The organism is Methylocystis suflitae, assembly GCF_024448135.1.
Lineage (GTDB): Bacteria > Pseudomonadota > Alphaproteobacteria > Rhizobiales > Beijerinckiaceae > Methylocystis > Methylocystis suflitae.
On the sequence record NZ_JAMRYX010000211.1, the window covers coordinates 1 to 16,810 of the forward strand.

Annotated in this window: 22 protein-coding genes; 7 read left to right on the forward strand and 15 right to left on the reverse strand. The window is 62.5% G+C overall.

Features of this window, described 5'->3' with window-relative positions:
* Positions 1–8: 8 nt before the first annotated feature.
* On the reverse strand, positions 9–326 hold the full coding sequence (locus tag NEI07_RS16120) for a photosynthetic reaction center cytochrome c subunit family protein (RefSeq protein ID WP_256035931.1): 318 nt from the start codon (positions 324–326) through the stop codon (positions 9–11).
* 33 nt (positions 327–359) lie between these two features.
* The gene (locus NEI07_RS16125) at positions 360–1,322 is read right to left on the reverse strand and encodes a PDR/VanB family oxidoreductase (protein ID WP_256035934.1); all 963 of its coding nucleotides are present in this window, start codon (positions 1,320–1,322) and stop codon (positions 360–362) included.
* 278 nt (positions 1,323–1,600) lie between these two features.
* On the opposite strand from NEI07_RS16125, the gene NEI07_RS16130 reads away from it, so the two are divergent.
* From NEI07_RS16130 to NEI07_RS16140, 3 genes are read left to right on the forward strand one after another with little or no spacing between them, the layout of a single operon-like run.
* Entirely contained in the window at positions 1,601–3,256 is a 1,656-nt protein-coding gene (locus NEI07_RS16130) for a SagB/ThcOx family dehydrogenase (protein ID WP_256035936.1), read from the forward strand.
* Positions 3,253–4,950, forward strand: a complete 1,698-nt coding sequence (locus NEI07_RS16135; RefSeq protein WP_256035938.1) for an AAA family ATPase — start codon at positions 3,253–3,255, stop codon at positions 4,948–4,950. The genes NEI07_RS16130 and NEI07_RS16135 overlap by 4 nt, the downstream gene beginning before the upstream one ends.
* A gap of 16 nt (positions 4,951–4,966) precedes the next feature.
* Positions 4,967–5,569: a DUF938 domain-containing protein gene (locus NEI07_RS16140; protein ID WP_256035963.1), complete on the forward strand. Its 603-nt coding sequence runs from the start codon at positions 4,967–4,969 to the stop codon at positions 5,567–5,569.
* A 120-nt stretch (positions 5,570–5,689) separates the two neighbouring features.
* On the opposite strand, the gene NEI07_RS16145 is transcribed toward NEI07_RS16140, so the two are convergent.
* The 3 genes from NEI07_RS16145 to NEI07_RS16155 are packed head-to-tail and all read right to left on the reverse strand — an operon-like array spanning position 5,690 to position 6,605.
* Positions 5,690–6,151, reverse strand: coding sequence for a hypothetical protein (locus tag NEI07_RS16145; RefSeq protein WP_256035941.1), 462 nt, complete (start codon positions 6,149–6,151; stop codon positions 5,690–5,692).
* Positions 6,148–6,366, reverse strand: coding sequence for a type II toxin-antitoxin system HicB family antitoxin (locus tag NEI07_RS16150; protein ID WP_256035943.1), 219 nt, complete (start codon positions 6,364–6,366; stop codon positions 6,148–6,150). The genes NEI07_RS16145 and NEI07_RS16150 overlap by 4 nt, the downstream gene beginning before the upstream one ends.
* The gene (locus NEI07_RS16155) at positions 6,363–6,605 is read right to left on the reverse strand and encodes a hypothetical protein (RefSeq protein ID WP_018406810.1); all 243 of its coding nucleotides are present in this window, start codon (positions 6,603–6,605) and stop codon (positions 6,363–6,365) included. Before NEI07_RS16155 ends, NEI07_RS16150 begins: the two co-directional genes overlap by 4 nt.
* 78 nt (positions 6,606–6,683) lie before the next feature.
* On the opposite strand from NEI07_RS16155, the gene NEI07_RS16160 reads away from it, so the two are divergent.
* The 4 genes from NEI07_RS16160 (at position 6,684) to NEI07_RS16175 (ending at position 8,774) form a co-directional block, all read left to right on the forward strand.
* On the forward strand, positions 6,684–7,016 hold the full coding sequence (locus tag NEI07_RS16160) for a Rieske 2Fe-2S domain-containing protein (protein WP_256035945.1): 333 nt from the start codon (positions 6,684–6,686) through the stop codon (positions 7,014–7,016).
* Positions 7,017–7,071: 55 nt separating this feature from the next.
* On the forward strand, positions 7,072–7,386 hold the full coding sequence (locus NEI07_RS16165) for a hypothetical protein (protein WP_256035947.1): 315 nt from the start codon (positions 7,072–7,074) through the stop codon (positions 7,384–7,386).
* 81 nt (positions 7,387–7,467) lie between these two features.
* A complete protein-coding gene (locus tag NEI07_RS16170) occupies positions 7,468–8,337 on the forward strand; it encodes a xanthine dehydrogenase (protein WP_256035949.1) in 870 nt (289 codons plus the stop codon).
* Between the two features lie 11 nt (positions 8,338–8,348).
* Positions 8,349–8,774 carry a group II truncated hemoglobin gene (locus tag NEI07_RS16175; RefSeq protein ID WP_256035952.1) on the forward strand — a complete coding sequence of 142 codons (426 nt, stop codon included), beginning with the start codon at positions 8,349–8,351 and terminating at the stop codon, positions 8,772–8,774.
* Positions 8,775–8,899: 125 nt separating this feature from the next.
* On the opposite strand, the gene NEI07_RS16180 is transcribed toward NEI07_RS16175, so the two are convergent.
* The 10 genes from NEI07_RS16180 to NEI07_RS16225 form a co-directional block, all read right to left on the reverse strand.
* Positions 8,900–9,517 (reverse strand): glutathione S-transferase family protein, encoded by a 618-nt coding sequence (locus NEI07_RS16180; RefSeq protein WP_256035953.1) that lies wholly within the window; start codon positions 9,515–9,517, stop codon positions 8,900–8,902.
* A 40-nt stretch (positions 9,518–9,557) separates the two neighbouring features.
* Positions 9,558–9,854 carry a ferredoxin family protein gene (locus NEI07_RS16185; protein WP_123174937.1) on the reverse strand — a complete coding sequence of 99 codons (297 nt, stop codon included), beginning with the start codon at positions 9,852–9,854 and terminating at the stop codon, positions 9,558–9,560.
* Positions 9,855–9,885: 31 nt separating this feature from the next.
* Positions 9,886–11,193 (reverse strand): FAD-dependent oxidoreductase, encoded by a 1,308-nt coding sequence (locus tag NEI07_RS16190; protein ID WP_256035955.1) that lies wholly within the window; start codon positions 11,191–11,193, stop codon positions 9,886–9,888.
* An 11-nt stretch (positions 11,194–11,204) separates the two neighbouring features.
* On the reverse strand, positions 11,205–12,308 hold the full coding sequence (locus tag NEI07_RS16195; protein ID WP_256035956.1) for an electron transfer flavoprotein subunit alpha/FixB family protein: 1,104 nt from the start codon (positions 12,306–12,308) through the stop codon (positions 11,205–11,207).
* Positions 12,309–12,331: 23 nt separating this feature from the next.
* Complete coding sequence (locus tag NEI07_RS16200) at positions 12,332–13,174, reverse strand: electron transfer flavoprotein subunit beta/FixA family protein (RefSeq protein ID WP_256035958.1); 843 nt, start codon at positions 13,172–13,174, stop codon at positions 12,332–12,334.
* Between the two features lie 29 nt (positions 13,175–13,203).
* On the reverse strand, positions 13,204–13,545 hold the full coding sequence (gene nifW, locus NEI07_RS16205) for a nitrogenase stabilizing/protective protein NifW (RefSeq protein ID WP_256035959.1): 342 nt from the start codon (positions 13,543–13,545) through the stop codon (positions 13,204–13,206).
* Positions 13,542–14,318, reverse strand: coding sequence for a serine O-acetyltransferase (gene cysE / locus NEI07_RS16210; protein WP_256035961.1), 777 nt, complete (start codon positions 14,316–14,318; stop codon positions 13,542–13,544). Before cysE ends, nifW begins: the two co-directional genes overlap by 4 nt.
* A 26-nt stretch (positions 14,319–14,344) precedes the next feature.
* Positions 14,345–15,532, reverse strand: coding sequence for a homocitrate synthase (gene nifV / locus NEI07_RS16215; RefSeq protein WP_256035962.1), 1,188 nt, complete (start codon positions 15,530–15,532; stop codon positions 14,345–14,347).
* A 96-nt stretch (positions 15,533–15,628) separates the two neighbouring features.
* On the reverse strand, positions 15,629–15,949 hold the full coding sequence (locus NEI07_RS16220) for a HesB/IscA family protein (RefSeq protein ID WP_123174931.1): 321 nt from the start codon (positions 15,947–15,949) through the stop codon (positions 15,629–15,631).
* A 137-nt stretch (positions 15,950–16,086) separates the two neighbouring features.
* Positions 16,087–16,810 (reverse strand): nitrogen fixation protein NifQ (locus NEI07_RS16225; RefSeq protein ID WP_407659927.1); only part of this gene is annotated, 724 nt, incomplete at its 5' end.

A 16,810-nucleotide genomic window follows, 5' to 3' on the forward strand; every position in this document is an offset into this window, starting at 1 on the left:
TCCGACGGTCAGGACGCGGCCTTGCCGCCGAGTTCGGGGACGTCCTTCAACTTACTCTGGTCGTAAAGTGATTTGCTCACGCCCTGATGACATATCCCGCAATTTGCCTTCGGGCTGTCGCTGAGCGGCCCTAAACGATTGGCGGCACGGAGCAATTTTAGCGTTTCGAGATAGACGGCGTTCACCTCGCGCGTCATCTGCAAACCATTCAAGGCGGTCATGCGCTGCGACGCACTCTGAGACCATTCCAAGGCAGTTCGATTATTGTGACGACAGAACGCCCGACGTCCGGCGCTGGGGGCGCGCCGGCCAAGCGGAACGATCAATCGCGCGCGACTGCCAGCGTCCGCGCGCAGCGTTTAAAGATTCAGCACCAGCAGGTCGCTCTTGGCGCGCGATACACAAGCCAGGAAAAAGCCTTCGGCCTTTTCCTGGTCGGAGAGACGCTTGTCGCGATGATCCGCCTCGCCTTCAATGACCTGGATCTTGCAAGTTCCGCACATGCCTTGTTCGCAGGAGGTGGGAATCTTCACACCCTGCTCCTCGAGGAAAGCTGAGACGGTCTTGTCGCCTGGGACTTTGTAGACGGCGCCCGTGCTGGCGATCTTGACTTCGAAGACCTTGTCGAGCACGGCGGGCGGAACTTTCGCGGTGAATCTTTCGACGTGGATTCGCTCTTTCGCCCAACCCTTCTGCTCGGCAAGGTGAATGATCGGATCCTGCCACCAATCCACGCCGCAGATGAAGAGCTGCGTCTCTTCCGGCTGCTCCTGCAGAAGGGTCACCGGATTGAGCAGCTGATTGAGTTCGCTCGCCTCGTAATAGTATTTCGTATTCTCGGCGAAATTCGATGTCGCGATCATCTCGCTGAATGAACCCGGCGACATCATTGCGTAGACGTAGTGCAAGTCGAAGGGAATGTCCTGGCGCTTGAGGTGATCCGCGATGCTCAGGATCGGCGTCACGCCGATGCCGCGCGCCATCAGGATCGCGCGCTTCGTTTGCCGCGGCACGCGAAACCGATTTCTCGGCAAGCCCACCTGCAATTTGTCGCCGACATTCACTTGCGTATGCAGCGCCTTGGAGCCGCCGCGGCTGTTGGCGTCGTTCCACACGCCAATGACGTAGCGATGGCGTTCCGTGGCGCTGTTGCACAAGGAATACTGCCGCACCAAGCCGCCGGGAAGCGTGACGTCGACATGCGCGCCAGGCGAGAAGGCAGGCAGTTCAGCGCCGGCGGGATCGACCAGTTCGAACGAGGCCATATTGTGGGCTTCGTCCGTCTTCTTGGCCACAATGACTTCACGCAGAGTATCGTCCATCGCGTCGTCCGATCAAGGTGCGGAACAGAGCGCAGAAAGTAGCAAGAAGCATACCCTTGGGGTCGCCGCAGACCCGAGCGGCGGTGAACCGAACAATGTCACCTATCGGCCAAAAGCCCAGGGCGGCGTCTCCACTGTCGCGGTCTTGTGCGACATTCTTCCTCGCTATTCCGCGCGCACTCCTTCCCGGGCCTGTAAAGGTCATTGATCTCGTTGGCTATTCTCAACACGCCAAACTGGGCGCCCTTCTTGAATTAAGGGGTCGAAGAGGAGGCCGCATGGCTGAAGCCGAGACCGAACTCCAGACTTTGAACGACCGGCTGGGAGACGCCGACGCGCTGCCAAGCGACATCCGCGGCTATCACAGGCGCACGAAACATGCGCCGACGCGCTATGCGCTTGGGCCGGCCTTTCTCGATTGGACCTCGCAGCCCTCGCCCTTCAGACGTTTCGACGGCGCGCCGCGGATCGAACTGCCGCTGCGCGATCGCGAAGAGACCGCGCCTTTCCCCGGCCCAGCATTGCGCCCCGCCCCGCTCGACCGCATGGCGCTCGGCCTGTTCCTGGAGCTCGGCTTCGGGATCAGCGCCTGGAAAAGTTACGAAGGCTCGACATGGGCGCTGCGCAACAATCCTTCTTCCGGCAATCTGCATCCAACCGAAACCTATCTCCTCGCCAACGCCGCCGAGGGGCTCGACGAGTGCGCCGCGCTTTATCACTATGCGCAGGAAGATCATGCGCTGGAGCAGCGCGCTATTTTTGAAACGCCGCTCGTTCTGCCCGAGGGCGGCTTTGTGCTCGGACTGAGCTCCGTCCCCTGGCGCGAGAGCTGGAAATATGGCGAGCGCGCGTTTCGCTACTGCCAACTCGACGTCGGCCATGCGATCGCCGCCGCCGCGCAGGCTGGCGCCGCGCTCGGCTGGCGTGCGCATCTCCTGTGCGAACCGGGCGACGCCGACATCGCGGCGCTGCTCGGCCTCGATCGGACCGACGCCGCGCATCGGCGCGAAGAAGAACATCCCGATGCGCTTTTGTGGATCGCCGCGGATGGGCGCGCGCCCCCCGCCATCGACGTCTCCATCCTTATACGCGCGTCCCGGACGTGGACGGGCGCGGCAAATCGCTTAAGCGACGACCATGACGGCTGGCCGCTGGTCGACCGCGCGGCGCGGCTCTGCGTCAAGCCCCGCACGCCGAAATTGGAGCCTGTGTCACGCGTTGCGCCGAAACCCGCGTTTCCTTTCCCGCTGCCCGACATCGGACGCGTGGTGCGGCGTCGGCGCAGCGCGCAGCGCATGGATGGGATCGCCCGCCTCTCGCACGAGGCGTTTTGCGCGATGCTGACATCGACGCTTCCCGGCGCCGAGCCTTGCCTGGCGCCCTTCCCCTGGCCGCCGCGCCTCAATCTGCTGCTCTTCGTACATCGCGTCGAGGGCGTGGAGCCGGGACTCTATCTGCTGCAGCGCGACGCCGAAACCACGGCGCGGCTGCGCGAGATGTCGGCGCTGGCGTTGCTCTGGACGCCGATCGAGATCGGGCCGCTTAAACTTTTTCGTTTGCGGCGCGGCGCCGTCGAACGCGAGGCGAGCATGAACGCCTGCCGCCAGGCGATCGCCGGCAAAGGCTGTTTCGCCGTCGCGATGATCGCCGATTTCGACCGCACGCTTCAAGAGGATGGCGGCTTCGGCTATCGCCGGCTGCACTGGGAGGCCGGCGCGATCGGCCAGGCGCTCTATCTCTGGGCCAGCGCCATTGGCCTCTCCGGCACGGGGATCGGTTGCTTCTTCGACGACGAGATCCACGCGATGCTCGGTCTGTCGCCAGAACAATACGCCTTTCAGGACGTCTACCACTTTACCGTCGGCGCCGCGCTGGAAGACCCGCGCATGCTGACGCTCCCCGCCTACCCTGAAGAGATGCGCGAGCGAACATGAACATCCAAATCGAAAGGCCGCATGTCGAAGCGCTGATTGCGCGCTTTCCCGCCCATTCGGGGCTCTCGTCGCAGCTACGCTTCGGCGACAGAGTCGAACTCGATCTCGCGCATCTCTCCGGCGCCGAGTTCGATTTCCTCGAAGAGCTGTATCAGCAATCGGGTCCCGAATTGCGCGCCAGAGCCGCGCAGCTCGCGACGCTGCGCTCGGCGCTCGAGTCGCAGGGCAAGCGCTTCGAAGCCGGCGATCTTGAAGACGTGTTGCCGGCGCTGGTCAAATATCTGACGACCGATGGGTTACGTGGCTGGCTGTTCACGGCGAGCGTCGCCGCCAAGGCGCTCCCCTATGTGGTGACGCGTTTCGATTATGTGCCCGCCTCCAACGACGAAGCCGGCAAAATTCTCGTCGAACTGAAGGCCAACGCCAAGGGCACGCTGCAAACCAATCTCATGCGCATCATGGCCCCCGATGTCGTCGGTCGAACGATCAGCGAAATCCTCGCCGCCAAGGGCTTCCTGCGCGAGACGCCGGCTTTGATCGAGGCCTTCGACGCGGCGAGCGAGACGTATTTCGATTGGCGCGGCCGCTATGGCGCGCAATTTTCCGGCAAGGGCTCCGGCTTTCACGCCGAAGACCCCAACGCGACGCATCGCGACACGGACTGGACGCGCAAGGACGTCATCGTGCTTTCGACGAGCGGCGGCGAGGCGCGACTTGTCAACGACGAGGCGGTGCTCTCGGCGCGCAGCCTGACGCTGGAGGCGCCCGGCGACGTGCTCGGGCATTTCCTGCGCAAGGCGGGCAAGAGCAACAATTTCTCCGGCGAGGACGAGATCGCCGAGCTGCGCGAACAGATTCCGCCAGGACTCTTCACGCAGATTCCCGTGCATCCCTACATTCTGATGTTCCATCTCGATCTGCACCATCACGTCTGGGTGCATGTCGACGAGATGCGGCTTTATCGCTATCAGCCCGAGTTGAAGAGCAAGCTGGTGCTGCCGGAGGAGCAGACGGATCTCATCGACATTCTGACCGCCGAAATGGACGTGCTGATGGATGACATCGTCCAGGGCAAATCCGGCGGCACCACCGTGCTTTGCGCCGGCCCGCCCGGCGTCGGCAAAACGCTGACGGCGGAAGTCTATTCGGAAATCATCCAGCGTCCCTTGTACCGCGTGCATTCCGGACAATTGGGCCTCAATGTCTCCACGATGGAGACGGCGCTGAAGGAGATTTTAACCCGGGCCCAGCGCTGGGGAGCGGTGATGCTGATCGACGAGGCCGACGTCTACATCAAGCGCCGCGACGACAATATCGCCATGAACGCCGTCGTCGGCGTTTTCCTGCGCGTGCTCGAATATTTCAATGGTCTGCTCTTCCTGACGACGAACCGCGTCGACGACATCGACGAAGCGATCGTCTCGCGCTGCATCGCGCTGATCAAATACAACCCGCCCGACGCTGACGCGAAGCGCCGTATCTGGCGCGTGATGTCCGAGCAATTCGCGCTCAACGTCGACGACGCGCTCATCGATGAACTCGTCGAGATTTTTCCCGCCGCCACGGGCCGCGATATAAAGGGGTTGGCGAAGCTCACGGCGAAGTTCTGCCACCAGAAGAACGTGCCGCCGAGCCTCGCCGTCTTCCGCCGCTGCGCTATCTTCCGCGGCCTCGACACGGCGCATGCGGCATAGCGGTTAGGACGTGAGCATGGAAGAGGCGCGGCTGAAGTCGCCCTCGGTCGCGCGCAATCGCGAAGCGATCCTTGACGTGTTGCAGCCGCTTCTGCCGCAGCAAGGCGTCGTGCTCGAAATCGCCAGCGGCTCGGGCGAACACGCGGCTTTCTTTGCAGAAAATTTGCCGCATCTCGTCTTTTGGCCTTCCGATCCCGACGCCGCGGCGCGTCGCAGCATCGCGGCCTGGCGGCTATCGCTCAGTCTCGCCAATCTTCACGCGCCATTGGCGCTCGATGCGCGCGAGGATGATTGGCCGCTCCGCACAGCCGACGCAATCCTTTGCGTCAACATGCTCCCCATTGCGCCCTGGTCGGCGACGGAAGGCTTGTTCAAAGGCGCAGCGAGAATCCTCCCGAGCAATGCGCCGCTCTATCTTTATGGCCCCTATCGGCGCCAGGGCGTCGAGACGGCGCCGAGCAATATTGAATTCGAGGCTTGGCTGAAGACGAAAGATCCGGCCTTCGGACTGCGCGACTTGGAAGCTGTCGCCGACTGCGCCTCGCGCAACGGATTCTTGGACCCTGCTGTCATTGAAATGCCGGCCAACAATCTTAGCGTGATTTTCCGCCGCGCATAGATCACGCTGCATTTGAGCGGAATCGCCCAAATGCAGATAACGTGATCGATATCCAACGTTTGAGCGCGCTCTATGCGAAAAACCGGTTCCCACTTTTTCGCAGCGCGCTCCAGGCCCGTTTCAGCCGTCGAATCCGCCGGACAGTCGCTCGCGCCAGCGTTCGCGAAAGGCATTCGCCATATCCTCGCTCGCAAAGGCGACCTCGATCGACCATTCCGTGGTGCGCGTATCGTCGGGCCAGGCGCGTTCCGCGCTACGCCAGAAGATGTTTGGCCAGTCGGGATTGCGCTGTGGCTTGCCGCTCTCGCGCGACGACGGCCGGCCGACGCGCGCAATCAGCCAATCCATGATTTCCGGCCGAAACGCGGCGCCAAAAAACAGCCCGTGCCGACCCATGCGGTCGGGAGTGCGAAAGATACGCTGATTGAGCCAAGCGAACGCAGGCGGATCAGGATCATTGTGAAAGCAACGCAGCGCCAACAGCTGGAATCCCATGGGGAGGGAGAGCGCCGGCACAGCGTTGACGCAGCCCGCAGACTCCTGCAGCGCCGCCGTGGCGAAGTCAGGATTTTCCGTCCTCACGCGCTCTCTCCCCGCGCCTCGGGCTGCGGCCGGTCGACGGCCTTCAGCGCATCGAGCACCGCGATCAGCGCGCGGCGCCCGTCCTCCACCGCTTCTTCCTCCGTGTCCCCGACGCCAAAGCAGCCGGGAATCTCCGGATAAGACACGACGTAATAGCCGCCCTCCTCGGGCGGCCCACGGCTCAGCTCGGTTCGATAGACGGGCGCCTCGCTCATTTGTCCAACTCATCCATGAGGTCCACCATCGCGACGAAGGCCTTCACGTGAACGCTTCTCACCTTCGCTTTCATGGGAATCGCGACGCAATTCGGCACCGAAGGATGCGTGAACACGACATGCGTTCCCGTCACCTTGCGGAACTTGATCGCATATTGCGAGGCGGTGATTTCAAAGTCGGCGGGCGTCCAGGCGCCGCCCGGATCATTGCGAAACGCCTCCAAGCGCTTGTTATGCACGGCGACGTCTCCTTCATGCACGGCTCGAATCTTGCTCGCATCGATGCAAATTCGCAGCCAGCCTTACGGAGCGCCCTCATGTTTATTCGCGTCTGCAAGGAAGACACGCTCACGGAGGGCGGAATGCGCGTGGTCATCGCCGACGCGCAACTCATCGTTCTCGCTTGGCCGGAAGACGGCGTCTTAAGAGCGTTTCAGGGAGTCTGTCCACACACCAATATTCCCTTGGCCGACGCCGATTTCGATGGGACGACGCTGACCTGTCCCCTGCATTTCTGGTCATGGGACATGAACAGCGGTCAGCCCACCCACGAGCATGCGACCCCGCTCGCCGAATATCCGGTGCGGATCGAAGACGGCGTCGTCTATATCGACGCCGAAGGCATAGCGCCGATCTTCGCGGAACCCTGAGCAACGCTGGTCCGCATATTGCGAGACGGCGATCACGCAAGAAAGGTGGGCGAGAATGGCGGTGGATCTGAAGACCGATTGGACGAATGACGATCTCGCCAGGCTAATGGCGTCCGTCGAAGACGACCGCGACTGGCGGCTCGAGGTCAGCGCCGCGGGAATCGCCGATCTCAGTGACAAGACCGCCAATCCCACCGGCTCCGACTACGACGAGACACTGCACTGTTTCTTCGAAACCTGGATGCAGGGGACCGATTTCGTCGGCGCCTCGGCAGCCGCCGACAAGACGCTCGTCAGGAAGATCGCGGACGCGCTGCGCGAGAATTATCCGGAACGGAAGGCGGGGAAATTCGTTTACGTGGCTTTGTAGCGCCTCGGCGATGCGGCGACGACGCGCGCCGCTTCAGTCACTGGCGTGCGTCTTGCTTTCGCCGAGTCGCGGGGGGAGACGATGACACAGGTGCGATTCTGCGAATTTTTGTCCAATCGAAGCGCGCCCTTCGTGATCGTTTTGGGCGCGAATGAGATTGCGTCCGCGGTGGCTGCGCGTCTGACGCGGGAGGGGTACCGCGTCGTGCTCAGTCACGACCCTTACCCGCCGGTCATTCGGCGCGGCATGTCGTTCCACGACGCTCTTTTCCAAGATCGCGCCGAGGTCGACGGCATTCAGGGCTTCCGCGGCGAGACTGCGATGGAAATCATACGGGTTTTGGCGGTAACGGGCGTCGTCGCGGTGACCTCGCTGCAATTGACCGATCTCCTCGCGCTCCGCACGCCCGACGTGTTGATCGACGCGCGAATGCAAAAGAACCGCATGACAACCAATCTGCGCAAGATCGCCAATCTCGCCATCGGGCTCGGCCCGCATTTCGCGGCCGGATTGAACTGCGACGTCGCCATCGAGACGCATCCCGACCACGCGGGCGAGCTCGTCGAAGCCGGAGAAACTCGGCCCAACGACCATGTTCCACGCTACCTTGGCGGCGTCGGCCGCGGCCGCTTCGTTTATTCCGCCCGAGATGGCGTTTGGCGCACGCCGCTCGACGTTGGCGCGCGAATCTTCAAGGATTACCTCCTTGGCCTCCTCGACGGTCATCGCGTCCTTTCGCCGATGGACGGCTTCCTGCGCGGCATTGCGCGCGACGGTGTCGTCGTGCCAGAAAATGTGAAACTGGTCGAGGTCGATCCGCGCGGGCGCGCCTCGACTTGGACGGGCACCGACGAACATGGGCGCGCCATAGCGGACGCCGCCTATCGTGTGATCGCCAGGGCGGCCCACGCGCGCCATTGGGCACGGCCCGTTACCGTATCTTATCACTGAGGCTTGAGGCCGTGACGACGACCACTATCGACAATACCGTATCAATATACGATCGCATCGGCGGCTTCGACACGGTCGACCGGCTTGTCGAAACCTTCTACCGCAACATGGACGAATTACCGGAAGCGCGCGGCATACGCGCCATTCACGCGGACGACCTCGGGCCGACGCGCGCCATTTTGAAGGTCTATCTGGCCGAATGGCTCGGCGGCCCTAAGGACTATTCCGCCAAAAAAGGACATCCACGCCTGCGCATGCGGCATAGCCATTTGCGCATCGGTCCGGCTGAGCGCGACGCATGGATGCTGTGCATGAACGGCGCGCTTGACGCGACGATCGAAGACGCCGGCATACGCGAAGGCCTGCGCGAAAATCTCGCAAAGCTGGCCGATTGGATGCGCAATGATCCGGACAATGCGCATGACAAGCGCCATTGAGCGCGGAGCGGCGCTTCCGTCAACATTGAGGCGCGCTCTACGTCCGCGACGCGGGCCACGCTGTCGCAGGGCGTGGAAAACCGCGCACCTCTATACGGCCTATCGGCCAAACCGCGCGCGTTGAATCAGCTGCGATAGCCTTCTTCAGCGAGCACCTGACGGACCGCAGGGCGCGTTTTCATAAGCGCGTAATGCGTCTGGCAATTGCGCGGCAGCGTCATGCCCGTCTTGTCGGCCCAAAACTCCACATAGAACAGCGCCGCGTCGGCGACCGAAAAGTCGCCGGCGACATAGTCCTTGCCCGCGAGTTCCGTATCCATCGCGACCAGCGCCGACGCGACGATCTCGCGTCCTTCGGCCTTGATCGCCTCGACGTCGGCCTGCCTGCCGGCGTAGCGCTCCGGCGTGAACACGCGTCGAAAGCCTTCGCCGTGGATATGTTGAACGCAGAAATGCATGGCGGCTAACGCCGCCTCGCGCGCATCCGCGCGCTCCGGCAGGAGCTTGCGACGCGGATAGGTCTCCGCAAGCCATAGCGCGATCGAGTGAAAATCCGTCAGCGCGACGCCGTCGTCGCGCAACAGAGTCGGGATCGTCCCATTCGGGTTGATCGCCAAATAATCCGGCTTGAGGTGATCGCCCTTGACTAGATTGACGATATAGGCCTCGAAGACCAGCCCGATTTCTTCGAGCAGGATGTGTATGCCCGTGGAGCAGGAACCGGGCGTCATATAGAATTTCATTCCCGGCTCGCCTTGCGCGTCTGATCGGCGTCGATCGATCTCAGCCGAATTTGAACAGCACGCCGTAGCCGCCGCGCGGATAGTTCCATTCGATGTCGCCGCTCGGCTCGGCGATGATCCGGCATGTGCCGCATTCGACGCAGCCGTCCGTCGTGATCTCGACCTGCCCGGCCGAGTTCATTTCATAGCAGTGCGCCGGACAGACGTTCAGCAGGCTGAGCAGTTGCGGCGAGGGCGTGGTGTGCGGACGCACCTTGATGTGGGCGCGGCCGGCGTCGACGAGATAGCGATTGAGGTAAAGCTTGTCCTCTACTCGGACAGCTGCTTCTGCGCTCATTGTCCTTCTCCGTTGCTCGAGCGTATCCCAACTACCTCCACGCGCGCGCCAGCCGAACGGCGTCGCCGACCAGTCCGGTCAGGGAACGCGCCGCGAGGAAGGAACGGAACGTGGTCTTCTCTTTTTCGCGCTTCGGCGTGCCGTCGACGCGCAGGAAATTCGTCATCGCCTTGGAGACGAGTTGTGGATAGGTCAGGAAGAAGTTCTGCGCCTGAATGTGAAGCAGATCCGGCATGTCGCGATATTTCTTCAAATCCTTCATCACGAAGGACTCGTCGAGCATCTTCTTGTAGAGCGCAAGATTCTCCTTGGTCATTGGTTCGCGGCGCGATTTGATCTGGAAGATCGCTTCCGCGGCGATCCGCCCGGAGGTCATCGCCAGATTGGAGCCTTCGCGATGTACGGCGTTGTTCAACTGCGCGGCGTCGCCAACCACGACCCAGCCATCGCCATAGAGCTGCGGAATCGCCTTGAAGCCGCCTTCGGGAATCAGATGCGCGGCATATTCCTTCACTTCCGAGCCCGCGATGAGCGCCGCGACTGATGGATGCTGCTTGAACTTTTCGAGCAGTCCGTACGGCGTCTGGCCGGTTTTCTCGAAGTCCGCGACGAGACAGCCGATGCCGAGCGAGATCGACTCCTTATTGGTGTAAATGAAGCCCATCCCGGTCATGCCTTGCGAGATGGTGCCGACCGCCTCGATGACCGCGCCTTCGTCGCCGCGCAGATTGAAGCGAGCTTCCAGAGTCTCCTGCGGGAGGAAGTGCATTTCCTTCACCGCAAGAGCGACATTGCTCTTGTCGGGCGTCTTGCGCAGACCGGCCCTCGTGCCGAGCAGCCCGCTCACGCCTTCCGCCAGCACGACGACGTCTGCGCCAACCTGTCCGTTCTTGCGGTCCGTGCGCACGCCGATGACTTTTCCATAGGCGTCCTGCAACAGTTCCAGGACCGTGGTTTCGCACAGCACGACCGCGCCGGCCTCCTGAACCTTCTTGGAGAACCATTTGTCGAATTGCGCGCGGATGATCGTGTAGCGGTTGGGACGCTCCTCGTTGAATTCGTCCGAGCGATAATGGAGCCCCGTATGGGAGTTGTCGTCCATCATCCAAAAGCGCTGCTCGACGAGATGGCGCTCCAGCGGCGCGTCCTCGCGGAAGTCCGGAACAAGCTTCTCGAGCATGTCGGAATAGAGGATCGCGCCCTGCACGTTCTTGGAGCCGGAATATTCGCCGCGCTCCAACTGCAGGACTTTGAGGCCCTTGCGCGCCAGGGTCAGGGCGGCGGCGTTGCCCGCCATGCCGGCGCCGACTACGATCGCGTCGAATCTTTCTTCGATCATGCCTATCTCCCCTAGCTCGCTAGACGGTCGCGCTGATGCGGAGACAATCGTTTCGAGAACGCTTCTGTAAGGGCAGGCAAAAGCCGTACCGCGTCGGTGACGATTCCAACATGGGCGAAATCGAAGATTGGCGCATTCTTGTCGGTGTTGATCGCGACGATGTAATCCGCGCCCTCGACGCCGACGCGGTGCTGGATCGCGCCGGAAATGCCCGCGGCGATATAAAGCTTGGGCCGGATCGTCTTACCGGTCTGGCCGATCTGCCGGTCAGAGCTGACCCATCCCTTTTGCACCAGGGGGCGCGAACAGCCGAATTCCGCGCCGATCGCGCTGGCCAGCTGACGGATGAGTTGGAAGTTTTCCGGAGAGCCGAGGCCGAGGCCGCCCGCGACGACCACGTCGGCGAAAGCCAGGTTGGATTTTGTCGAATCGCGATCGGGCAGGAAGGACAACACTTTCGTGACAATGTCGTCTTCCACCATACCAAGCGGATGTTCGATCACACGGCCGATCGGCTTTTCGACGCGCTCCGGCATCGGCATCACGCGCGGGCGCACGGTCGCCATTTGCGGGCGATAGTTGAGCGTGAAGATCGTGCAGAGCAGCGAGCCGCCGAACGTCGGACGCGTCGCGGCGAGCGAACCTTCCGCATCGACGTCGAGTTCCGTACAATCGGCGGTGAGTCCGGTCAGCAGCGTCGTCGCCACCGAGCCGGCAAGATCGCGCCCCAAGATCGTCGCGCCCAGCAGCAAGATTTCCGGCTGATAGGCGTTGACGAGATCGGTCATCGCCTTGGTGTAGCTCTCGTTGCGGTAATCCGTGAGGACGTCGTCCGCGACAAGATAGGCGAGGTCTGCGCCATAGTTGAAGCTTTCCCGCACGACGGCCTGCGTCGCCTCGTTGCGTGCGCCGACGACGACCGCGGCGAGATTGACGCCGAGCTTATCGGCGAGAATCCGCCCCGCGCCCATCAACTCCCAGGACACGGGATGCGCTTGCCCACGCTCCTGCTCGATGAAGACCCAGACGTGTTTGTAGGCTTTGAGATGTTCGGGCAGCTCTTTCTTGGCCGCCGCGCGCCCCGCCGGAGCAGGAGCCTTTGCCTTATCGTTCATGTGTCGCGCTCCTGTTTTTAAGATCAATAGCCGCGCGTCAATTGTCCGAGCTCGGCTTCGAGTTTCGGCCGGCGCTTGAACAATTCATCGACGAAGGCGTCCCCCGGCTTGTCGCCGAGTTCGATGAATTCGGCTTTTTCCGCACGCGGCTTCGGCGCGAAGACGCGCTTGACGATCGTCGGCGAGCCACGCAGTCCGCATTTGGTGATGTCCTCGACGCCGGCGTCCTGCGCGCTCCATTTGATGATCGTCGCGCGCGCCGCCGCCAACGCATCGCTCAACGAGCCAATGCGCATCTCATTGACGCCTTCGAGGATGGAGATCAGGCAGGGCATTTTGCTGCGCAACTTCTGCACGCCGCCTTCACTGCGCCGTTCGACGTCGATCGTGCCCGCCTCGAGATCGACGTTGTCGATATGCGAGACATAAGTGAGCTGCATCAGGCCGAGTCGCTTGGCGACGCCCGGTCCCACCTGCGCCGTGTCGCCGTCGATCGTCTGCTTGCCTGTGAAGACGATGTTCGGCGGGCCAAACTCCACGCCGATCTTGCGAATCGCCGTCGCCAGGGCATAGGTGGTCGCCAGCGTGTCGGCGCCCGCGAAAAAGCGGTCGGTCAAGAGCACCGCGCGATCGGCGCCAAAGGACAGCGCCTTGCGCAGGCTGTCCTCGGCCGAAGGCGGGCCCATGGTGAGAATGGTGACCGCGCCGCCGAATTTTTGGCGTAGCCGCAACGCTTCTTCAATGGCGAAGAGATCATATGGGTTGATGATCGTCGGAACGCCCTGGCGCATGATGGTGTTGGTCACCGGGTGAACGCGGATCTGCGCCGAGTCGGGCACTTGCTTCATGCAGACGACGATATGCATTCGAGTTGTCCCCGTTGATCCTTAAGCGTTCACTTCAGAACGTTGAGTTGCACCAAAGCCGGCGGCGCCGCCGGCTTGACGGCGTCCCTGTGGACTTTGAACAGGCGCTCGTCGATCGGCGTCGACGTCAGGAAGTCCTGGTAGGCGCGCTCCAAAAAGTCCTTGCAGCGCTGGGCCACCGTCGCGCCGTCCAGCTCACATAGATCCTCGCTGAAGAGGTACTGCCCCATGCGCCGCAGAATATGGAGACGCGCGACATTGACCACTTTCGGATCGTAGTCGACGCCGAGCAGCTCGAAGAACTCTTCGGCGCAGGACGCTTTTTTCAGTTGCTCCAGAATGGAGGGCTCCGACATTTTGGTCTCCTTCATATGACTTCCGGCGGCTCCGCCTTTGGCGCGGCGCCATCGGGCGCCCTGACCGTCCGTTCGCGCTCCCGTAGCCGTCTCTGCAAATGCGACACCCGCGTCTCCAGGAACTCCACGCGATCGAGCAGGACCGAAAATGCCTCGCCAACCGGATCCGGCATCAGATGGTGATTGAGGTTGATGCGGCCATCGAATGTGCAGCGGCCGATGTCGCGATGCACGATCTTCGCCGGAATTCCGACCACCGTTGCGTCGCGCATCACACTTTCGATCACGACGGAATTGGCGCCAACGCGCGCATTGCGGCCGATCGTGATAGGACCGAGAATCTTCGCGCCGGCGCCGATGATCACTTCGTCTTCCAGCGTCGGATGGCGCTTGCCCGGCGACCAGGAGACGCCGCCGAGCGTCACGCCGTGATAGAGCGTCACGTCGTCGCCGACCACTGCGGTCTCGCCGATGACGACGCCGGCGCCATGGTCGATAAAAAAGCGTCGGCCAATCGTCGCGCCGGGATGAATGTCGACATTGGTCAGAAAGCGCGCGAACCAGGAGAGGAGACGCGCCCAAAAGCGATGATCGTTGATCCACAGCCAATTGGCGAGGCGATGCCAAATGACGGCGTGCAGCCCGGGATAGGTGAGCAGCGTCTCAAAGCGTCCGCGGGCGGCGGGATCGCGCGTCGCCACGCACGCCAGGTCTTCGCGGATCAGTTGCAAGCGCGTCGGCTCGGGCGCCGCGGTCGCCGCCTTGGTCTGCGCTGGCTGGTTCGTCATCGTGGCGGCTCGGTCGAGCATGATGCTCACATGCCTCTCGCGTGAGTGCTCGCGCAGACGCTGCGCCAGATCGAGGTCAAGGCCTCGCCGCTGACCGGCCCCTTGTGATCAAGCGCATGGGCGCGCACGCAGGAGACGATCTCGCCGAGTTCCTCAACGCTGACCGACAGATCCAGTCGCCGCAGCATCGCGGTGACGGCCGCTGAGCCGGAGTGCTTGCCGATCACGATCTCATGCGCGCGGCCGAGCATGCGCGGATCGAAAGCTTCATAGGTGCGCGGGTCCTTGAGCAGCCCATCGACGTGAATGCCGGATTCATGTGTGAAGACGTGCTCGCCGACGATGGATTTATTCAGCGGGATCGGCCGCCGCGCCGCGGCGGAGACGAGCGCCGCGACGTTGCGCAATTCGGTGAGCACAATGCCGGTTTCATATTTGTGCAACTGACGCGCCGCCACAGCGACTTCCTCGAGCGGCGCATTGCCGGCGCGCTCGCCGAGCCCGATCACCGTGACCGAAGCATGCGTCGCGCCCGCCTTGATGCCCGCCAAGGTATTGGCGGTGGCGAGGCCCAAATCGTCGTGACAGTGGATTTCGATCTCGAGGTCGCTTTGCGCGCGCAGCTTGGCGATCAGATCGTAAGCGGCGAAAGGATCGAGCACGCTCAAGGTGTCGGCGACCCGGAATCGGCGGGCGCCGGCGGCTTGCGCGACGGCCATCGTCTCCATCAGGAATTCCGGTTCGGCGCGCGACGAATCTTCGCCGCCGACCGCGACGTCGAGACCCTTGTCCCTGGCATAGGCGACGACGCGCCGCGTCATCTCCAGCACCTGGGCGCGCCCACCGCGCAATTTCGCTCCGATTTGAGTCTCGGAGACGGGCACGGAGAGATTGACCATCGAGACGCCCGACGCCAGCGCCGCATCGACGTCTTCAACGCGCATTCTACACCAGGCGATCGCTCGCAGCGGCAATTGGGCGTCGACGATCGCTCGGATCATCGCGATCTCCACGCCGCCCATCGCCGGCGTGCCGGCTTCGAGCTCGGTAACGCCGGCGCGCGCCAAGGCGCGTGCAATTTCGAGCTTTTCTTCGCAGGTGAAAGCGACGCCTGGGGCCTGTTCGCCGTCCCGAAGCGTGGTGTCGTTCAACACCACATCCAGCGCTTTCCGCGTCGGCGAAGCGACGGGAGAGAGCGAATTCGTTCGGGACATATATGTCGTCATCGACTCATACGAGCGCGCCAGGCGCCCGCTTCCATGCAACCAAGGAACAACCGCGCAACCGCTCCACGCATCCGCGCAAATCCTTCAGTTGAAGGATTTTTGACAGCCGCAGGTGGAGCTTGCGTTGGGATTCTCAAAGGTAAAGCCTGACCCGGCGAGATCCTGACGAAAGCCGAGCGTCATGCCTTCAAGGCGCGGGCGCGAGGCCGGATCGATCAGCACGCGTATGCCGTCCGCCTCGACGACGATGTCGTCGTTTCTCTGCTGCGGATCAAGATCGACGACATATTCGTAGCCGGCGCAGCCGCCTTCCTTGACCAGGATGCGCAGACCACCCTCTCGTTGAGACGCCCGCGCCATCGCATCCTTTACCGCGGCGACGGCTGCCTGCGAGACCGTGATCATACTGGAGCCTCCGAGATGAACTTGCCTGTGCCTGTATCAAGCAATCGACATGCCATCCCCGATGCGGGCAAAAACCGCCAGTCCGAGCAGCAAATTATGAGATTGTCGAAAACTCGACAAAAGTTGTTCGAACGAACTTACACTGTCTGTCCGGCGGTCGTCGCGGGCGATTGCGCCGCTGATGCGACGCGGCTCGTCCCGGTTTCCGCGCCATAGCAGAGCGCGTAATCCGCGCAGTTCGAGCACACGGGCGTGCTGCACATGACGAAACCGTCGTTCTCGCACATCATGCGGTAGATGAACCGCTTCCAGCGCATGTTCTTGTCGTTGCGTCGCGCGAGCGGCGCGAAATGGCGCGCGATCAACCGCGTCAATTCGGATCTGTCGCGAAGACCGAGGTCCTCCCACAGATGGTTGGGCTCCATCGCGCGGCGCGCGATCATCGCGGCGAGCCAGCGAACGAATTCGCCCTCGCTGGAGCGATTCTCAAGAAGGAGATCGCGCACCATTTCTATTTCGTCTGCGTCGACGAGACCCGCCTCGCGGTCGCCAGACGATTCGATGCTTCGTGCAGTGAAGTAGTGAGAAAAGAGATCGCCGAGCTCAGCGTCCGTCAGACCGACTTGCGCCGGAAGACTACCGCCCTCGCTCGTCGCCAAGGCGAGAATCGACGCCAGAACGTGGCGGTCGAAATGCGCATCGCCATCGATATTCGCCGCTTCGGGCAAAACCCCAGTTAGGTCGCGATAGGCGCGCGCAGCGTCACGAACGCTTCGCCTGCTCTCCGTCGCCGCGGATGCAAGGTCGCCGCTACTTTCAATATCCTGGAAGGCGTGCACCATCACGTCACGCTCCGCTGAC

Excerpts from the sequence above, each read along its gene's own strand:
- NEI07_RS16125 (WP_256035934.1), bottom strand. The coding sequence starts at position 1,322 with ATGGACGATACTCTGCGTGAAGTCATTGTGGCCAAGAAGACGGACGAA.
- NEI07_RS16130 (WP_256035936.1), top strand. The coding sequence starts at position 1,601 with ATGGCTGAAGCCGAGACCGAACTCCAGACTTTGAACGACCGGCTGGGA.
- NEI07_RS16135 (WP_256035938.1), top strand. The coding sequence starts at position 3,253 with ATGAACATCCAAATCGAAAGGCCGCATGTCGAAGCGCTGATTGCGCGC.
- NEI07_RS16140 (WP_256035963.1), top strand. The coding sequence starts at position 4,967 with ATGGAAGAGGCGCGGCTGAAGTCGCCCTCGGTCGCGCGCAATCGCGAA.
- NEI07_RS16150 (WP_256035943.1), bottom strand. The coding sequence starts at position 6,366 with ATGAGCGAGGCGCCCGTCTATCGAACCGAGCTGAGCCGTGGGCCGCCC.
- NEI07_RS16160 (WP_256035945.1), top strand. The coding sequence starts at position 6,684 with ATGTTTATTCGCGTCTGCAAGGAAGACACGCTCACGGAGGGCGGAATG.
- NEI07_RS16165 (WP_256035947.1), top strand. The coding sequence starts at position 7,072 with ATGGCGGTGGATCTGAAGACCGATTGGACGAATGACGATCTCGCCAGG.
- NEI07_RS16170 (WP_256035949.1), top strand. The coding sequence starts at position 7,468 with ATGACACAGGTGCGATTCTGCGAATTTTTGTCCAATCGAAGCGCGCCC.
- NEI07_RS16180 (WP_256035953.1), bottom strand. The coding sequence starts at position 9,517 with ATGAAATTCTATATGACGCCCGGTTCCTGCTCCACGGGCATACACATC.
- NEI07_RS16185 (WP_123174937.1), bottom strand. The coding sequence starts at position 9,854 with ATGAGCGCAGAAGCAGCTGTCCGAGTAGAGGACAAGCTTTACCTCAAT.
- NEI07_RS16190 (WP_256035955.1), bottom strand. The coding sequence starts at position 11,193 with ATGATCGAAGAAAGATTCGACGCGATCGTAGTCGGCGCCGGCATGGCG.
- NEI07_RS16195 (WP_256035956.1), bottom strand. The coding sequence starts at position 12,308 with ATGAACGATAAGGCAAAGGCTCCTGCTCCGGCGGGGCGCGCGGCGGCC.
- NEI07_RS16200 (WP_256035958.1), bottom strand. The coding sequence starts at position 13,174 with ATGCATATCGTCGTCTGCATGAAGCAAGTGCCCGACTCGGCGCAGATC.
- nifW (WP_256035959.1), bottom strand. The coding sequence starts at position 13,545 with ATGAAGGAGACCAAAATGTCGGAGCCCTCCATTCTGGAGCAACTGAAA.
- cysE (WP_256035961.1), bottom strand. The coding sequence starts at position 14,318 with ATGACGAACCAGCCAGCGCAGACCAAGGCGGCGACCGCGGCGCCCGAG.
- nifV (WP_256035962.1), bottom strand. The coding sequence starts at position 15,532 with ATGTCCCGAACGAATTCGCTCTCTCCCGTCGCTTCGCCGACGCGGAAA.
- NEI07_RS16220 (WP_123174931.1), bottom strand. The coding sequence starts at position 15,949 with ATGATCACGGTCTCGCAGGCAGCCGTCGCCGCGGTAAAGGATGCGATG.